A 16,186-nucleotide genomic window follows, 5' to 3' on the forward strand; every position below is an offset into this window, starting at 1 on the left:
GGCGTTTATGCGAAATATAAGACATAGAGTATGGTGTGAAACTTATACTTTCTTATATTTTACAAGGAAGCGCCGAGAGGAGCCTTTTTCAAAAATGAGGTCTCAAATTCAGCTGCTTGAATAGGTTTACTGAACAAAAACCCTTGAGCTTCATGGCAATGCTGCTCACGCAAAAACTGCAGCTGCTCCTTGTTCTCCACCCCTTCTGCGGTAACCTTGAGCTTCAAATGATGCGCCATAGAAGTAATCGTGGAGACTATAGCCGCATTATTACTATCCTCCATAACCTCGGAGACAAACGATCTGTCAATCTTTAGCCTGTCGATCGGCATATTCTTCAAATAGTGTAATGAGCTATAACCTGTACCAAAATCATCGATGCTAATGAACACACCTAGCTCTTTCAAGCGCTTCAGCTGATCAAAAGCCGTTTCTTTATCCAAGGTCATACTCTCTGTAATTTCAAGATCAACATAACATGGATCCAAACCAATATCGGTCAGAATGGAATTAATTTTACCAGCCAGGTTTGGCTGAAGGAATTGACGCATAGATAAGTTGATAGAGACGCATATCGGCTGGTAGCCTGCTAGCTGCCACTGTTTATTTTGCAGGCACGCCGTCTTCAGTACCCATTCCCCAATTGGAACAATTAGCCCGCTATCCTCAGCTAATGGAATAAACTCATTAGGTGAGACAATACCACGCTTAGGATGATTCCAGCGCAATAAAGCTTCCATACCTACAATCTCTTCTGTCTCCAGCTGCACCTTTGGCTGATATAAGAGATAGAACTCATCACGCTCAAGCGCTCTTCGAAGGTCATTTTCCAGCTTCAGGCGTTCCTTTGCCTTCATCTGCATGGCTGGGATATAACGACGAATCTCCACGCCCTGTTCCTTCGCATTATGAACAGCAGTATCCGCATTTTGAATGAGATGTTCAGCAGTTTCCCCGTCACCGGGATAAATACTCATCCCCAAGCTGAGTGAGATATGGTACTCGCCAGATTCTATGTTAACGGGGACTTCAAATAATCTGAGCAACTCTGTAGCTCGTGCCAAGCATTCTCCAAGACTTGCTCTTTCTGTCATTAGAAAAGCAAACTCATCCGCTCCCATACTATACAGCTCTTCACTGGATCTAGCCTCATTACTGAGACGCTCAGACACCAATTTCAATAAAAGGTCTCCGGCATAATGACCCAGAGAGTCATTTATATTCTTAAAATGATTAATATTCATAATGGCCAAAGCTGAGAATTGATCATTTGTGTCCGTCTCTCCAGCATCAATCATTTCTTCTACACGCTGTGTCAGCCGACGTCTATTAGGAAGTCCTGTTAAATCATCATGATACGCCAAATAATTGATCCGTTCTTCGGCCAGCTGTTTCTCGTAAAATGGCTCTTCAATTGTCAGGCGATACACGCCGGTAAGCAACTGGTAATAAGCAATTCCGCTACATAACATCCCAAAGAGATCATCAATATTTCCGCCACTTATGGGAGTCATAAAAAAAGCCTGGCCTAGCGAGAAAAAGATAAGTGCCCGAATAATAACAAGCAGCGAGGCTGACTTTTCATTATTCCCAGGAAATACGATGACAGCAACACCTGCTAAATAAACAAAAAGTACTGCCAGATCAACGAATTGTTTAAGTGTACTCATCCAAGGCTTAGTAAATAACTCAGGCACTGCCGAGTGGATAAATACAAATAATGCGATGAAGAGTACGATCAACATGAAGGCGATTCTGAATACATTTCTTTTTTCGGTAACGGTCACAGGTTTGTCTTCTCTACTAAAAATAAACAATATACCTAGCCCGCTGGATAGTCGTGAAAAGGTAAGCAGCCACTTTGATTCCTCAGGGGTTATAAACGATGAAATCAATGGAAATGCTACAAAGCCGAGTGTATGCAAGAAATCAATAATACATATTCCACCAAAAAGAGCTGCGACATATAATCTTCCTTTAGATAATCTGCTAGAGAAGAACAACCAGCCCTGTGCAAATATCGCAAATCCAAAAGCAACAGTACAACAGCCGACAATGAGATAGAGTGCAGAAATAATATCCCAATTGTCCAATCGGTTTAACGATGTATGGAAAATTTGAATGAATAGGAACAGTAAGGCTCCTACAATAGCCGCTTGAATTGTCTTTTTCTCTTCTTGTCTCATAGATCCCTCGCGTCTGAAAATGATGTCGATTATTAAGCAACTATGTATAGTCTTGTCCTATGTATAAATATCGGTTAGATCGGTCTTTAAAGTTACATTTCTTTTATGAGGTCGTATTTTTATAGCGATTATTCATAAATCTTGCATAAATATAAACCATTTTCTTCTAGCAGGCAAGCAAAAATACCTTCAGGCTTCTTATTAGAACGGTAAGTATTTTAGCGAAAAATATTAGAATCATTTATCAGAGAAACTTATAGAAATTTTATTTTTATTCAAAAAAAAGCACTTCCCCCTACGAACGGGTTCAGTGCTTCTGAACAACAGATTTATTTATCTCCGAAGTTAACCTCTGGTGTTGTAAGCTTATCATAGAAATCAACCGCTTTATCCTTATCCGCCGATGCGCGAAGCGCCATTGCTGAACGTGGATGCTCATCAAGCGTTCCAGTGATCATGTAAGGAATGATATAGCCCCACTCTTCTTTTTCACGTAAAGGAATCATCAGGCGTTCAATGATATCAATTACAGGGCGCAATGTGTAGCGTGTATTCTTCAAATGGGTCACTAGCAGCTCTGTAGGACAATTCCCCGCAGCACGTCCCATTCCATAACAGGAAGCGTCCAGCAGCTCTACACCTTTCTCAGCAGCAATCAACGTATTGGAGAACGCGAGTTGAAGATTATTGTGGGTATGTACGCCCAGGCGTTTGTTTGGCAAATGAGTTTTGAACTTCTCAACTAAGTAATTGATGTCGTTGTGATCTAGACTACCGTATGAATCCACAATGTATACCACATCAACTACACTCTCACGAATCATTTCGAAAGCTTCTAATAATTCATTCTCCATTACATTCGACAAAGCCATAATATTGATCGTTGTCTCATAGCCTAGATCATGGAAGGTTTGTACCAGCTGTAAGGCTTTCTCCACATCTTTGCTATAGCAAGCTACCCGAATCAAATCCAGCATACTTTCGCTGCGAGGTAAAATATCATTCTCATCCACACGACCGATATCAACCAAAGCGGAAAGCTTCGTATGTCCCTTTTGCGGGATAACTTTACGTAAGAAGTCATCGTTCAGAAAACGCCATGGTCCAGCACCTTCTGCTCCTTTGAGCAGTTTAGGGGAGTTTTTATAACCGATTTCCATATAGTCAACACCAGCCTCATTCAAGCCGGCATACAAATTTTGCACAAATTCCACGCTGAAATCCCAGTTGTTAACGAGCCCCCCATCGCGAATGGTGCAGTCAACAATCTTACATTGATTAGTCTTCATAATTATCTCCCTTCAATTCCTGCAATCATCGTATGTGCTATTGCAATCATTATAACCGCTAGCATAGCTTTACTATGCAATTTATATCGTTCAATCATACTTTAATGAAGAATAAATTGTAAAGGTTATTTCACCTTTAACTCATAGATGTTATTATCACATTATGTCTGCGACAAATATCACAGTATACAAACACTTAAAAATGCTACATTACAACTAAACAGTTGAGATTGATTATCAGTCTCTTTTGGAGGGATTACAATAGCTACTTCTACCTGCTGTTCCTTACTGCAATTACAACCTGGCGCTGCTGGAAATATTCATAAAATAGAAGGAATGAACCCCGTTCTACGCCGTCGTCTTGCTGATCTCGGAGTGTCAGAGGGTGTGAACATCCGTCTTAAAGGAAAGGGACCTTTTTGGGGACCGATTACGCTAGAATGTAACGGTCAGCTGTTCGCCATACGCCGCAAAGAAGCTTCTCTGATTGAGGTGAACGTATCTTGAGTTCTATAGCTCTTGTGGGCAATCCCAATACAGGTAAGACCTCCCTCTTCAATACATTAACGACTTCATACGAATATGTAGGTAACTGGTCAGGCGTCACGGTTGAGAAAAAGATCGGAAATCTGAAGAACGGGGCAGGCAAGCTCATTGATTTGCCCGGCATCTATTCTCTGCACCCACTCTCCCGTGATGAAGGGGTCGCAGCCCAATATCTGATAGAAGAATCCCCTGAAGCATTAATCAATATCGTGGATGCATCCCAGCTGGAACGTAATCTGCTGCTCACGCTTCAACTACTTGAGTATGGCAAGCCTACTGTACTCGGTCTTAATATGATTGATGTCGCTAATGCGCGTGGTATTCATATTAATCAAACCATTTTACAATCAAGATTGGGTGTCACTGTCCTCCCACTTATAGCAAGAACCGGTAAAGGCAGCCTACAGATGCTCAGCATCCTCGAGGAATCGTCAGCTATTCCTGCTGTAAAGTTCAAGCTGAATTATGGTGAGGTCGTAGAGCGAGCGATATCTTCTATAGAAAAGGAATTACGTTCTATAAAAGATCTGCCCAATCACCGTTGGGTCGCTCTACAGCTATTGGAGCAGAATCCGGTTATACTTCAGTTTCTGAAGTCGCGTATAGATATTACGGGACTGCTAAATATCTGTGAGTCTTGTCAGAGTGAGCTACAAATCAAAAAACTCGCCTTGACACTCCCGCAATGGATTCGCTCGAACCGTATGGAGTATATTCGCAATATTTGTGTCGAAGTCCTTGATACGACAGCTCAGAAGCCCCATAACATAACCGAAAGATTAGATTCGGTATTGACTCATCGATTTTGGGGACTGCCCTTATTCATTTTCTTTATGTATGCTCTCTTTAAGACTACATTTGACTGGGTTGGCGGCCCCCTATCGGATATCGTAGACGGACTGATATCCGGCCCTATTAGTGATGGAACGAACTCACTGCTTCAGACCATTGGAGCTTCAGGCTTCACGCATGCATTGATTGTGGATGGCATCATCGGCGGTGTAGGCGGCGTACTGGTCTTTGTTCCGCAAATCTTCATTCTCTTTCTGATCATTTCCTTCTTAGAGGATTCCGGATACATGGCAAGGGTCTGCTTGTTGATGGACAGCACCATGGAACGTATGGGACTGAACGGTAAAGCATTCATTCCATTTATCATTGGTTTTGGTTGCAATGTACCGGCCATTATGGCGGCGCGAAGCATCGAACAGCCCAAAGACCGCATGCTGACAACCCTGTTAATGCCGCTGATGTCTTGTTCTGCAAGATTACCTGTTTATGCATTATTCGCAGTTGTATTCTTCCCTGAACAACAAGCGTTTGCCGTTCTCTCTATGTATGTTATGGGTATTGTTTTTGCCCTAATTCTTTGTAAGGTATTCTCTAAATACTTATTCAAGAATGAATCCTCCGTCTTCATCATCGAACTTCCTCCTTACCGTATGCCGCAGATCAAGACCTTATCGCGCAGCACTTGGGAGAAGGGCAAAGGGTTCCTTCGTAAAGCGGGAACGATTATTCTAGCTGGATCAGCCATTATTTGGTTCATGTCTTATGCTGGTCCTGGCGGATTTGATGTAGAAATGGATCATAGCTATCTAGCTAAATTCGGAGGCATGATTGCACCGCTGCTGGAACCGCTTGGTTTCGGAACGTGGCAGGCTGGCTCTACCTTGGTCCCAGGATTTTTAGCGAAAGAGGTTGTTGTTGCTACGATGAATATCATCTATCACGCACCAGATACCGCTGGATTAGAGAATCAAATTTCACAAGTCTTTACACCTCTAAGTGCAATCAGCTTTATGGCCTTTATCCTGTTATATATTCCTTGTCTGGCCACTGTAGGGGTTATCAAAAAAGAAACAGCCTCTTGGAAATGGACTTTCTTCTCCATTGGCTATTCTCTTGCTCTGGCGTATATCGTATCTTTTGTTATTTTCCAAGGTGGGCGATTATTAGGCTGGTCGTAGAACTTGTAATTCGTTGATTCTCTTAATGAAAGTGGGGCACCGTAATGGTAAATGTTCTAATCGTCACTCTGATCTTCGGTTATTCAGGCTGGATCATCTATCGACATGTGCAAAAGGGCAAGCAAGGCGCTTGCGCTGGCTGTGATAAGGGCAAGACCTGTTCTGCAGCGTCTTTAGATTCTCCCCTCTCCTGCTGCTCAACACCTGTTAATAAGAAGAATTAGGCTTGCCTAACCGTTATATGAAAGGGTTCATAGTTTAGCTTTCATTGCTTTCGGGTATGTTTGTTATAAGCAACTACAGACTATACCTAAGGAGGTAATCACTATGAACACAAAAAAAACATTTTTCACAACAGCCGCATTGGGCGTAGCCTATTTACTGAAGAATAAGGGAACTCGCGATAAAATTATGAACAGTATTCAATCCTTTACTTCTCAATCGAAGGCTAAAAAATCCAGTGGCAATATTTAATCTTCAGCATTATTACAAAAGCAAAGAAACCTCGCCTTAGGGAATGGTCGGTCTTCCATCCATTGTCCTAGGGCGAGGTTTCTTTTGTTGATTATGAAGAGCTAATCATTCGCTTTCGCTGAGCAACCACTGAACCAATGTGCGAACCATGACTCCTGTACCGCCTCTAGGATTAACTCCACGTTCTTTAGAAAGAAATGCAGTTCCAGCAATATCTAGGTGTATCCACGGCAGACCTTCCGCAAACTCACCTACAAATAACCCAGCGGTAGTGGCTCCCCCGAATCTTCCTGCGGTGTTACGGATATCGGCAACTTCACTCTTTAGCATTTCACGGAATTCCGGGTAAGCCGGAAGCTGCCATATTTTTTCACCCGAAACATTAGCTGCTGTCAGAAACTGCTCCATAAATTCCTCGTTGTTAGTAATAGCACCTGTAGCTATATCTCCTAATGTCGACAACACTGCACCTGTCAGCGTAGCGACATCAATAACTCGTTTCGCTCCCCATTCCCGGGCATAGGTCAGCGCATCCCCAAGTACAAGTCTCCCTTCTGCATCGGTATTCAATACTTCTATGGTTCTTCCGCTCATTGATGTAATGATATCCCCGGGTTTAAAGGCATTAGCAGATGGCATATTCTCAGCGGATGGAATGACCATTACGACATTAATTCGTGGACGTAATCGGCCTAATGCCTCCATGACTCCAAGCACAGCCGCTGCGCCTCCCATATCACTGATTAACTCTTCCATGCCTGGGGCTCTTTTTAAGGAAATCCCCCCCGTATCAAAAGTAATCCCTTTACCGACCAGCCCCACTACATTATCCCAGTGCCCCGTTCCCTGGTAACGGATGACGATCATTCGAGGAGGGTTTACACTTCCTTTTCCGACTGCGAGCAATCCGCCCATTCCTTTTTGCTCAATTTCCCGTTCATCCAGCACTTCGGAAGGAAATCCATAACGTTCAGCAACTTCTATAGCGGCCACAGCAAGGTCAGATGGAGTCAGCAGATTGCCGGGCATATTCGTCAAGTTCCGTGCCAGATTCGTAGCCTCACCAAAAGCCAGCCCTCTCTGCATGCCCAGATTCCAGTCACGCTCGAAAGTATCCGCTGGCTTCTTCTCGATAGTAAAAATAACCGAGTTTGGACCTGTATATTGAGATTGCTCCTGCTTATAGGTGGGACGACGATAGGAACCAAGTGACAACCCCTCAGACAACGCATAGGCAATAGATACGATATCCTTATCTTCTGTTAGCTCCTGAACACCTTCAGGCAACTGAAACACTAGCTGTATTGCCTTCAATCGAAGTGCTGCACGTGCTATCTGAACCGCCATTTGACGTAGGTCTTCAGTACTAAGTAATTGGTCCCCTTTTCCAACTAAAATAGCTACAGGACAACCAGATGGATAATCTAACGGCAGTACATAAGTCTGATTCAGCTTCCCACTAAAGAGACCTGACTTTCCTAATAATCGAATTCTGTCATTCCACCTCTCTGAGAGGCCGCCATGTTGGGCTTCCGACTCAGAGATGATAAGAATAAGGGCATCACCCTGTATTTCATTAATGGCACTGCCACTATTAAATTCTATATTCATTGTGTCTACCTCCATTTGTCTCCCAAAACCAACCCCCATTGTAACATAAGCAAGGCCGATCTCTGCATCTGTATTATCCGCAGGGATCAGCCTCTTAAACACTATATATTCTATTCGAATGTACTAATGGATTAATGGCAATGAGATTACAAAATGAGTACCTTCGTTAACTCTACTACTGACAGAAATGCATCCGCCATGATTTTTGATGATTCGGTCACTCACGGAAAGCCCTAGCCCTGTCCCATTCTCTTTTGTCGTAAAAAATGGATTGAATAACCTGTCCAGTGTACGGATATCCATGCCCTTACCGTTATCAGAAATGAACATACGGACCTCAGAACCCTCTCTGTGGGCTCCAACCTCTATTATACCCATTAGACCATCTGCTCTATCCGCAACGGCCTCCATAGCGTTTCTAATCAGGTTGAGGACTACCTGCTTCATTTGTTTTACATCTCCAGAAATCATCATATCTCCCTCCTGAAAAGGATGTAGATTGATCTGGCAACCTTTCATCAGGGCTTCGCTCTCTGTAAGCAGCACTACTTCCTTGAGTAAAGCTGACACAGGAATCATTCCCACTTGAGGAACTGACGGCTTGGAGGAAGTAAGGAATTCATGAATGATATCATTGGCACGATCGATCTCCGCCAAGATAATCTTGCCGTATTCCTGCTTCCCAAGCTGCTGTAGATGCGGGTGAAGCAATTGAATAAATCCACGAATTGCGGTTAAGGGATTCCGGATTTCATGGGCAATAGATGCAGATAATTTACCTAGCATAGCCAAACTATCGTTCTGGTAAGCCGTTTGCTCAATCAACTTATAATCGGAGATTTCTTTAACTGTAAACAAATAACAACCCTTCATTTGTTCTCCACAGCATAGTGTAACCTTCCAGTACCGGCCATACTCGTCTAAAAACTCATAATTTGATTTTCCTTTGTATACCATCTCTCTATAGCTTTGCAGTACTTGCTTTTTCTTAAAGCGGCTCAGTCTAACGTTAGATAACAGGTGTGATATTGTACAGCCAACAAGGGAGTGACGGGTTAATTCAAGCATCCCGTACATTTGCTTATTTACAAAACTTATAACTCCCTCTTCATCAAAAAGCATGATTCCGCTGTCAATATTCTCTAGTACATCCTCGTATGTAGTATCCACAGGTCCTGATTGATAGGTTCTTCCCGGTAATAGAAGACTTTCTTGATATTGGCTAATCACGATACGAAGTTCCCCCTTTTACTGCATTTGACGAAGACGCTAAAGCGACATCAAATTACTATGTATTTGAGTATATGACGAAGCCGCCAGAACATTCGGTAATCGTTGCACTTTTTCCAACCGGTTCAATTATATTCCAATCATATCCAAGTGAAGTAGACAACGCAATCAGAGAAACTGTCGAATGATAAAAAAATTCATAAAATGATTCCAAAGACATATAAAAAATCACATCTAATTATATTTATTACTATTAATTCGTTCAATTGATTTAAACACGTTTAAGAAAAATTTAGAAAAAGCTAAAAGCCCTCGCAGTTGCGAAGGCCTTGATAAAGAAATGGGTCAGACCCAAATTGTAAATAATCTTACGCTTTCTGTTGCAGACGAAGGCGTCTTTGACTCATCACAGCTAATCTTTTCTTCAATTCCCGTTCCCACTTCGTATCCTCAATCTGTTTGGCTACAGCAAGCAGGTCAAGCGCCATATCGATCTGACTCCGCACAATAGCTAGAGGCTCTTCACTCTCGATGTTAATGACATTCTCGAATATTGCAGTTTCGTCTTCCATGACATAGTCCTGAAAATCCACATCAGTAACACCGTCTCCATGTGCGTATTCCGCCAAGATCTCATACTCGTTTTCGACCTTATAGTGAACCTCTACACGATGACATACCGGACAAAAAAGCAGGGGAACATTATGGACTTGCGTGCGATAATGTTTAAGGGTTCCCTTTGTTCCTACCATACTCGCTCCACAGCAAAAGCTCATATTTGTTCACCCTCCTTAGAATAACTAACCCATCTGAGTTTTTATTATTGTATTACATTACCCCAATGGAGATTCCTCCACTCGAGGACATAATATAACTTTTCACGCCTATTTTCAAATCCATTTTTTATTTAAGTCTTTTTTGGTGCAAAAAACCTCCATACAGAAAAACTTCTGCAAGGAGGTCGAAATCAGAATATCAAAGATCAGATAATAGCAGAACAACATTTAAAGGTTTCTGTCACCTGGTTTCCAGTTCATAGGGCATAAGCCACCAGATTGCAGGGCTTGCAGGACACGAAGTGTTTCTTCTACGCTGCGACCTACATCATTGTGATTAACAACCTGATATTTCAATTCACCTTCAGGATCAATGATGAACAATCCACGCAATGCAATACCTTCTTCTTCAATCAGAATGCCGTAGTCTTTAGCAACTTGTTTAGTAATATCAGCAGCAAGCGGGAAATTCAAACGGCCAAGACCATTCGAATCCTTAGGTGTATTGATCCATGCTTTGTGGCTGTGGATCGAATCTACACTTGCGCCGAGAATTTCTGTATCAAGCGCTTCGAACTGCGCAGCTGCTTCACTGAGAGCTGTGATTTCAGTCGGACATACAAAAGTGAAGTCCAGAGGATAAAAGAAGAATACCAGCCATTTGCCACGATAGTCGGACAGACTTACTTTACCAAAATCCTTACCATCACCTGATACGGTTTGCATAGTAAAATCTGGAGCTGGTCTACCTACTAAACGCTCAGCCATTGCCAAAATCCTCCTTTGATTATGTAAGAAACCAACCATTTCTTGTCGTGATATGCTGGAATAATTTACATCTTGTCTACATATCAAATGGTATCATCGTACAAAATCAAAGTCAATCTTAGACAAATTCCCCTATAATCGTAATTAGAAATTAGAAATTATTATGCTTTGCGGATAGCTGCAACAATCAGGTCGCCCATTTCAGATGTACTGATCGCTTTGCTCTTATCTACGGCGATATCACTTGTACGGTGTCCTGCATCCAATACTTCAGCTACTGCAGCCTCTATCGCAGCAGCCGCATCCTCATAACCAAAGGTTAAACGGTACATTAGTGCTAAGGACAAGATTGTTGCAATCGGGTTCGCAAGTCCTTGTCCGGCAATATCAGGTGCGGAGCCGTGAACGGGCTCGTAGAGACCGTAGTTACCATCGCCCATCGAAGCGGAAGCAAGCATACCGATAGAGCCTGTCAACATCGCAGCCTCGTCGCTCAGAATGTCACCAAACATGTTCTCGGTAACGATTACATCAAAGCTAGCTGGACGACGCAGCAGCTGCATTGCACAGTTATCAACGAGTACATGCTCAACCTCTACCTCAGGATATTCTGGAGCAATCTTATTTACGACCTCACGCCATAACCGTGAAGTTTCAAGTACATTCGCTTTATCAACACTTGCCAGCTTATTGCGACGCTTGCCAGCAATCTCAAAAGCCTGACGCACAATTCGTTCCACTTCCATTACGTTATATACACAGGTATCCACTGCTTCTTCACCATGTTCACCTTGACGACGCAGTTTATCTCCGAAATAAATCCCACCAGTCAGCTCACGAACGACCATAAGATCGGTACCTTCCAGCACTTCTGGCTTCAATGTCGAAGCGTCCTTTAGGCAATCAAATACGACTGCTGGACGTAAGTTTGAGAACAATCCAAGCGCTTTGCGAATGCCAAGCAATCCGGTTTCAGGACGAAGCTCCTTAGAATTGTTATCCCACTTCGGTCCGCCTACAGCTCCCAGTAATACGGCGTCAGCACTGCGACAGATTTCCAGTGTATCTTCCGGCAGCGGTGTGCCTCTTTCGTCTATTGCAATGCCTCCAAAAAGAGCGTGCTCCGTTTCAAAAGCATAACCAAATACTTCTTCCGTTGCTTTCAATACTTTTTCTGCTTCAGCTACTACTTCAGGTCCAATACCGTCCCCTGCGATTACGGCGATTTTTTTAACCTCACTCATCTCAGTCACTCCTCAAGTGGTCTGCTCTAACAGACATAGTTCTTCTTTATATTGTTGTATCATACCCAGTCGTAAAGGACAAAGATATAGATTCTATTGAGTTGATAGGCATAGCCTATAATCCAATGAGATAAGACAACTTATCCAAATTGCCGCTTCATATTTGCTCTTATTTGCTCTTATTTGCTCTTATTTCTGAAGATGTTTACAATTAAGTTGAAATCATCTACCTAAGGAGTGAATGCGAAGTGCAATATGCTAAGCTTGGTAAATCCGGTATGAAGGTCAGTCGGCTATGTCTCGGAACAATGAACTTCGGCCCACAAACAGATGAACAAGAAGCCTTCCGTATTATGGACGCTGCACTCGACGCAGGTGTTAATTTTTTTGATACCGCTAACATTTATGGTTGGGGTGAGAATTCCGGTTTAACAGAAACGATTATTGGTCGTTGGTTTAAGCAAGGTGGTGGGCGACGTGAAAAGGTCGTGTTAGCTACCAAGGTATACGGTGCAATGAGCGATAAGCTCGATGGCCCTAATGATGAGGGTGGACTATCATCTTATATTATACGCCGCCATCTAGAGGGGTCTCTGCAGCGTCTCCAGACCGATCATATTGAATTATACCAGATGCATCATGTTGACCGTAGTGTCTCTTGGGACGAGCTGTGGGGGGCTTTCGAGCTTGCTGTAAACCAAGGAAAGATTGGTTATGTCGGCTCCAGTAACTTTGCGGGATGGGATATCGCTGTGGCCCAACAAGAAGCGAAGGCACGTGGCTTTTTAGGTTTGATTTCTGAGCAGCATAAATACAGCCTCACCTGTCGCCTTCCTGAACTTGAAGTATTACCCTCCTCTCTCCATCATGGATTAGGCGTTATTCCTTGGAGCCCACTGGATGGAGGTCTTCTTGGACGCAATGCACTTAAGAAAATAGAAGGCAGCCGCAGTGGAGGAAATGCTGAGCGCGTAGAGCAATACAAAGATCAGCTTGAGGCTTTTGCAAGCTTATGTATGGAGCTTGGGGAACCACAAGATAATGTAGCACTAGCATGGTTATTAGCCAATCCTGCTGTAACCGCACCAATTATTGGACCACGCACACTAGAGCAATTCGAGAGTGCACTGCGCAGTCTTGAGATTGTGCTAGATGAATCTGTCCTTAAACGTTTAGATGAGATCTTCCCAGGACCGGGCGGAGAAGCTCCTAAAGCTTACGCTTGGTAGGTTTCTTATAATTTGAAAAAGGGAGCTAAGGCTTCAGCAGAACCAATCGCTGAAGCCTTAACTCCCTTTCTTGTTCGTACTTATTCAGCTGTATCCACGGTTACACTTCCATTACTCGTACTTAGGTCCACAGTATAAGTTCCTTTACCAAGAATGGCAGTGCCAAAGCTGTCCCCGTCTAGATCCCAAGGGACATTCCCCTTCAGTGAGCCATTGCTAGTATCCGCTGTAATCTTCGCATCGGACACAGTTGGCAATCCCACCGTAATCTTTCCGTTACTAGACGAACATTTCCATTTTCCAGTCACTGCTGAATTAATAGTGATCTTGCCGTTGCTGCTCTTTGCGGTCAACGCTCCATCTATATTATCCAATATAATCGCACCATTAGAGCTTTTGAGCTGCGCTCCACCTTGGATGTTCTGAACAGTCAGTGATCCATTGCTGGTGTGTGCCTCAACTCCGCCAGCAACATCATGAATATTTATAACCCCATTACTAGTGTCAACCACTAAGCCAGACTTTAAATCCCAGGCTTCTATTGACCCGTCACTAGTATCTACCTCAACGGCAAGGCTGCTAGGTACACTTACATTTAAATAAGGACTTTTAGTATTAAATCCAAACTGAATATTAGAGAACCAATTATGATCTGTATCGAGCTCCATAATCAGTGTATCTCCCTCAGTTTTTAATTTCCATTTCTTTTCCAACGCACTTTCGGCTTCACTTTGTGATTTTCCAGGTAGGAGTAAGCTTCCCTCATAATCCAATGAGCTTCCATCTATTCCCTCGACCTTTACTTTTCCACTTGGAAGTACGATTTTCAGCGTCGTAATATTGTCTTTCACTTCGACATTGCCGCTTAGTGGAGTTAAATGTGTATTCCCGATTAAACTGCTAAGTGAGCCGCCGGCCATTACGCTCTGTGCACTGCTTGCTCCAACCAACAGGATGATCAATAGGATTGCCCAACCGCTCACACGACTTTTGGCATCGGATTTGATAAACAATCTTAGCAACATCTCGAGTCCGAACAGGATCAAGAGTGCTGGCCATAAATAACCAAGTACTTCATAGCTGATCATATTATACTGAGCCATCACAATAATGACGCCAAGTGCAATGCAGCCTATAGCTGCAGTAAAACTCCCGATTTTCCATCTCCCCATAGTCAAATCCCCGTTTCTTACGCTCTCGTATTGTTTCTTAGCATCTTCAGACCGTACGCAATCAGACCCAGTGATAGCAAGATCGTACCAATGTTAATCTCAATTAACATTCTCCAAAGCGTCGGAAATGCTGAGATCACCAGCATAAGGAACCCAGCAACAACACATCCAACACCAACCCAAGCCGGATTCACATCTTCATGTGGGTAACCGGGCATAGAGGATATCCCCATCGTCCAAGGTTCTCCGAAGCTGTCAGGATGGAACATCATACGCTCGTGTTCGGCAGCAGTTACTTTCATCCAAGCCGCTTTCTGCAGGGCATCGAACAATTGATAAAACCATAGTGCAGCTAGCGCAAAAGGGAAGATCATGGGCTCAGACGGAATAAACATAATACATAAGGAAGCCCCGATCATAAACTGCAGCCCCTGCTTTTTGAAACCTAAGTACAAATGACCTACACCAGGAATCATAGCTAGCATAAAAGTGAGCCAACGTCTCTTCTTAATCATAATACATCCTCCTAAAATTTGGATAGCATAACTTTTCAGTTTACCTGAATCCATCTATTATTTAATGACTATTTTCTAAAGCCACCGAACCATTGGGTCACCGAATTCGACACATGACCATTAATTTCAGTAATCCCATAAGCCAAATTCTCAAAAACGCCAAACTGTAACAATAAGAAGCTCAAGCAGGCAGCCACCGCATAATGCATCCAAGATGTTCTAGGAGCATAACGACGTCTTACGCTTGTCGCTTTAACCGCTCGCTCTCTGCGTCCTGTTTCGAGCTGCTCGATATGGGCCATAACACCTGCTGCGAGATCTGGAAAGTCCATCTGTTCATGCTGATATTCACTGTCCGTTTCCATTTCTGACCAAAGAGCGGACATTTCCTTAGCTTCCTCCAGCCACTGCGCGCAATCAGGACAGGATTGTATGTGCAACCGGATACTCAGCTCCATATCTGGAGACAGTAGGCCGTCAATGTAATGTGGCATCCATTCCTTCACTATTGCACAATTCATCGCAATTCCTCCCTTTGTCTACGCATCATCTGTCTGGCACGATAAAGCTGCGATTCGATAGTCTTAACGGAAACACCTTTTTGCTCCGCTATCTCTTGATAAGAATTTCGCTGAAAATAGTACAGCTGTACGACCGACCGGTACGGTTCCGCAAGGCTGTTCACATTCTCACCCAGCTCAACTGATTGTTCCTGCTCTAGCACCTCTTGCTCTGGTGTTTGAGACGTTACCCAATCATTCTCAGTGTAATCAGCTGCACTCCGATGCCTCCACTCCCTATCATTGGCCCGTTTCCAGTCCAGACAGGTTCGATAAGCTATCCGATAAAGCCATGTCGAGAAGGTAGACTGTCCTCTGAAGGAGGGGAGCGCTTTGTATGCTTTTATAAAAACCTCTTGGGCCATATCTTTGGCCGATTCAGCTTCTCCAGTAATCTTGACGCACACTCTGTATACCATGCCTTGATAACGTGTCACCAAATGCCCAAAGGCCTGATGCTCACCGTTCAGCACAGCAGAAATCCATTCCGCCTCTTCCAGCTTTCTCCCCTCCTTCACCTACATAACGTTAGACGCCTGCCAATTCTAATCCCCTGCAACTTTTTTTTAATTTTTGAAATATTTTTGGGAAAGGAATATATTGTTTTTTGTCGAAT

16 protein-coding genes are annotated in these 16,186 nt (G+C 43.3%); 5 read left to right on the forward strand and 11 right to left on the reverse strand.

All coding sequences use genetic code 11. The features are described from left to right. Positions 1–59: 59 nt before the first annotated feature. Both MKY52_RS02465 and MKY52_RS02470 read right to left on the reverse strand, forming a co-directional pair. A complete protein-coding gene (locus tag MKY52_RS02465) occupies positions 60–2,186 on the reverse strand; it encodes a putative bifunctional diguanylate cyclase/phosphodiesterase (protein WP_341049652.1) in 2,127 nt (708 codons plus the stop codon). A gap of 329 nt (positions 2,187–2,515) precedes the next feature. Beyond that, on the reverse strand, positions 2,516–3,475 hold the full coding sequence (locus MKY52_RS02470; protein WP_170880320.1) for an aldolase catalytic domain-containing protein: 960 nt from the start codon (positions 3,473–3,475) through the stop codon (positions 2,516–2,518). A gap of 288 nt (positions 3,476–3,763) precedes the next feature. Between MKY52_RS02470 and MKY52_RS02475 the strand changes: the two genes are divergently transcribed. From MKY52_RS02475 to MKY52_RS02490, 4 genes are all read left to right on the forward strand, one after another. Next, positions 3,764–3,982, forward strand: coding sequence for a FeoA family protein (locus MKY52_RS02475; protein WP_094869966.1), 219 nt, complete (start codon positions 3,764–3,766; stop codon positions 3,980–3,982). Beyond that, positions 3,979–5,991, forward strand: a complete 2,013-nt coding sequence (feoB, locus tag MKY52_RS02480) for a ferrous iron transport protein B (protein WP_341049655.1) — start codon at positions 3,979–3,981, stop codon at positions 5,989–5,991. The genes MKY52_RS02475 and feoB overlap by 4 nt, the downstream gene beginning before the upstream one ends. 44 nt (positions 5,992–6,035) lie before the next feature. After that, positions 6,036–6,215, forward strand: a complete 180-nt coding sequence (locus MKY52_RS02485) for a FeoB-associated Cys-rich membrane protein (protein ID WP_341049657.1) — start codon at positions 6,036–6,038, stop codon at positions 6,213–6,215. 103 nt (positions 6,216–6,318) lie between these two features. Further along, entirely contained in the window at positions 6,319–6,465 is a 147-nt protein-coding gene (locus MKY52_RS02490) for a hypothetical protein (protein WP_179085847.1), read from the forward strand. A gap of 105 nt (positions 6,466–6,570) precedes the next feature. On the opposite strand, the gene MKY52_RS02495 is transcribed toward MKY52_RS02490, so the two are convergent. The 5 genes from MKY52_RS02495 to leuB all read right to left on the reverse strand — a co-directional run bounded on the left by MKY52_RS02495 (position 6,571) and on the right by leuB (position 12,094). Beyond that, positions 6,571–8,076: a leucyl aminopeptidase gene (locus MKY52_RS02495; RefSeq protein ID WP_341049658.1), complete on the reverse strand. Its 1,506-nt coding sequence runs from the start codon at positions 8,074–8,076 to the stop codon at positions 6,571–6,573. Between the two features lie 123 nt (positions 8,077–8,199). Continuing rightward, the gene (locus MKY52_RS02500) at positions 8,200–9,306 is read right to left on the reverse strand and encodes an ATP-binding protein (RefSeq protein ID WP_042125133.1); all 1,107 of its coding nucleotides are present in this window, start codon (positions 9,304–9,306) and stop codon (positions 8,200–8,202) included. 368 nt (positions 9,307–9,674) lie between these two features. Next, positions 9,675–10,082 (reverse strand): hypothetical protein, encoded by a 408-nt coding sequence (locus tag MKY52_RS02505; RefSeq protein WP_042125131.1) that lies wholly within the window; start codon positions 10,080–10,082, stop codon positions 9,675–9,677. Positions 10,083–10,310: 228 nt separating this feature from the next. Continuing rightward, positions 10,311–10,850: a peroxiredoxin gene (locus tag MKY52_RS02510; RefSeq protein WP_042125130.1), complete on the reverse strand. Its 540-nt coding sequence runs from the start codon at positions 10,848–10,850 to the stop codon at positions 10,311–10,313. A 161-nt stretch (positions 10,851–11,011) separates the two neighbouring features. After that, entirely contained in the window at positions 11,012–12,094 is a 1,083-nt protein-coding gene (gene leuB, locus MKY52_RS02515) for a 3-isopropylmalate dehydrogenase (RefSeq protein ID WP_042125128.1), read from the reverse strand. Between the two features lie 248 nt (positions 12,095–12,342). Here leuB and MKY52_RS02520 point away from each other — a divergent pair, with 248 nt between their 5' ends. Next, positions 12,343–13,323, forward strand: a complete 981-nt coding sequence (locus MKY52_RS02520) for an aldo/keto reductase (RefSeq protein ID WP_042125126.1) — start codon at positions 12,343–12,345, stop codon at positions 13,321–13,323. 80 nt (positions 13,324–13,403) lie between these two features. Here MKY52_RS02520 and MKY52_RS02525 read toward each other — a convergent pair whose 3' ends face one another. From MKY52_RS02525 to MKY52_RS02540, 4 genes are all read right to left on the reverse strand, one after another. After that, on the reverse strand, positions 13,404–14,495 hold the full coding sequence (locus MKY52_RS02525; protein ID WP_042125124.1) for a DUF4097 family beta strand repeat-containing protein: 1,092 nt from the start codon (positions 14,493–14,495) through the stop codon (positions 13,404–13,406). 17 nt (positions 14,496–14,512) lie between these two features. Further along, positions 14,513–15,010, reverse strand: coding sequence for a hypothetical protein (locus MKY52_RS02530; protein ID WP_042125123.1), 498 nt, complete (start codon positions 15,008–15,010; stop codon positions 14,513–14,515). A gap of 68 nt (positions 15,011–15,078) precedes the next feature. Next, positions 15,079–15,531, reverse strand: a complete 453-nt coding sequence (locus MKY52_RS02535; RefSeq protein ID WP_042125121.1) for an anti-sigma factor family protein — start codon at positions 15,529–15,531, stop codon at positions 15,079–15,081. Further along, the gene (locus MKY52_RS02540; protein WP_341049659.1) at positions 15,528–16,088 is read right to left on the reverse strand and encodes an RNA polymerase sigma factor; all 561 of its coding nucleotides are present in this window, start codon (positions 16,086–16,088) and stop codon (positions 15,528–15,530) included. Before MKY52_RS02540 ends, MKY52_RS02535 begins: the two co-directional genes overlap by 4 nt. Between the last annotated feature and the right edge of the window lie 98 nt (positions 16,089–16,186).

Origin of the sequence: Paenibacillus sp. FSL P4-0184 (assembly GCF_038004625.1) — a bacterium.
Taxonomy (GTDB): Bacteria; Bacillota; Bacilli; order Paenibacillales; family Paenibacillaceae; genus Paenibacillus_AQ.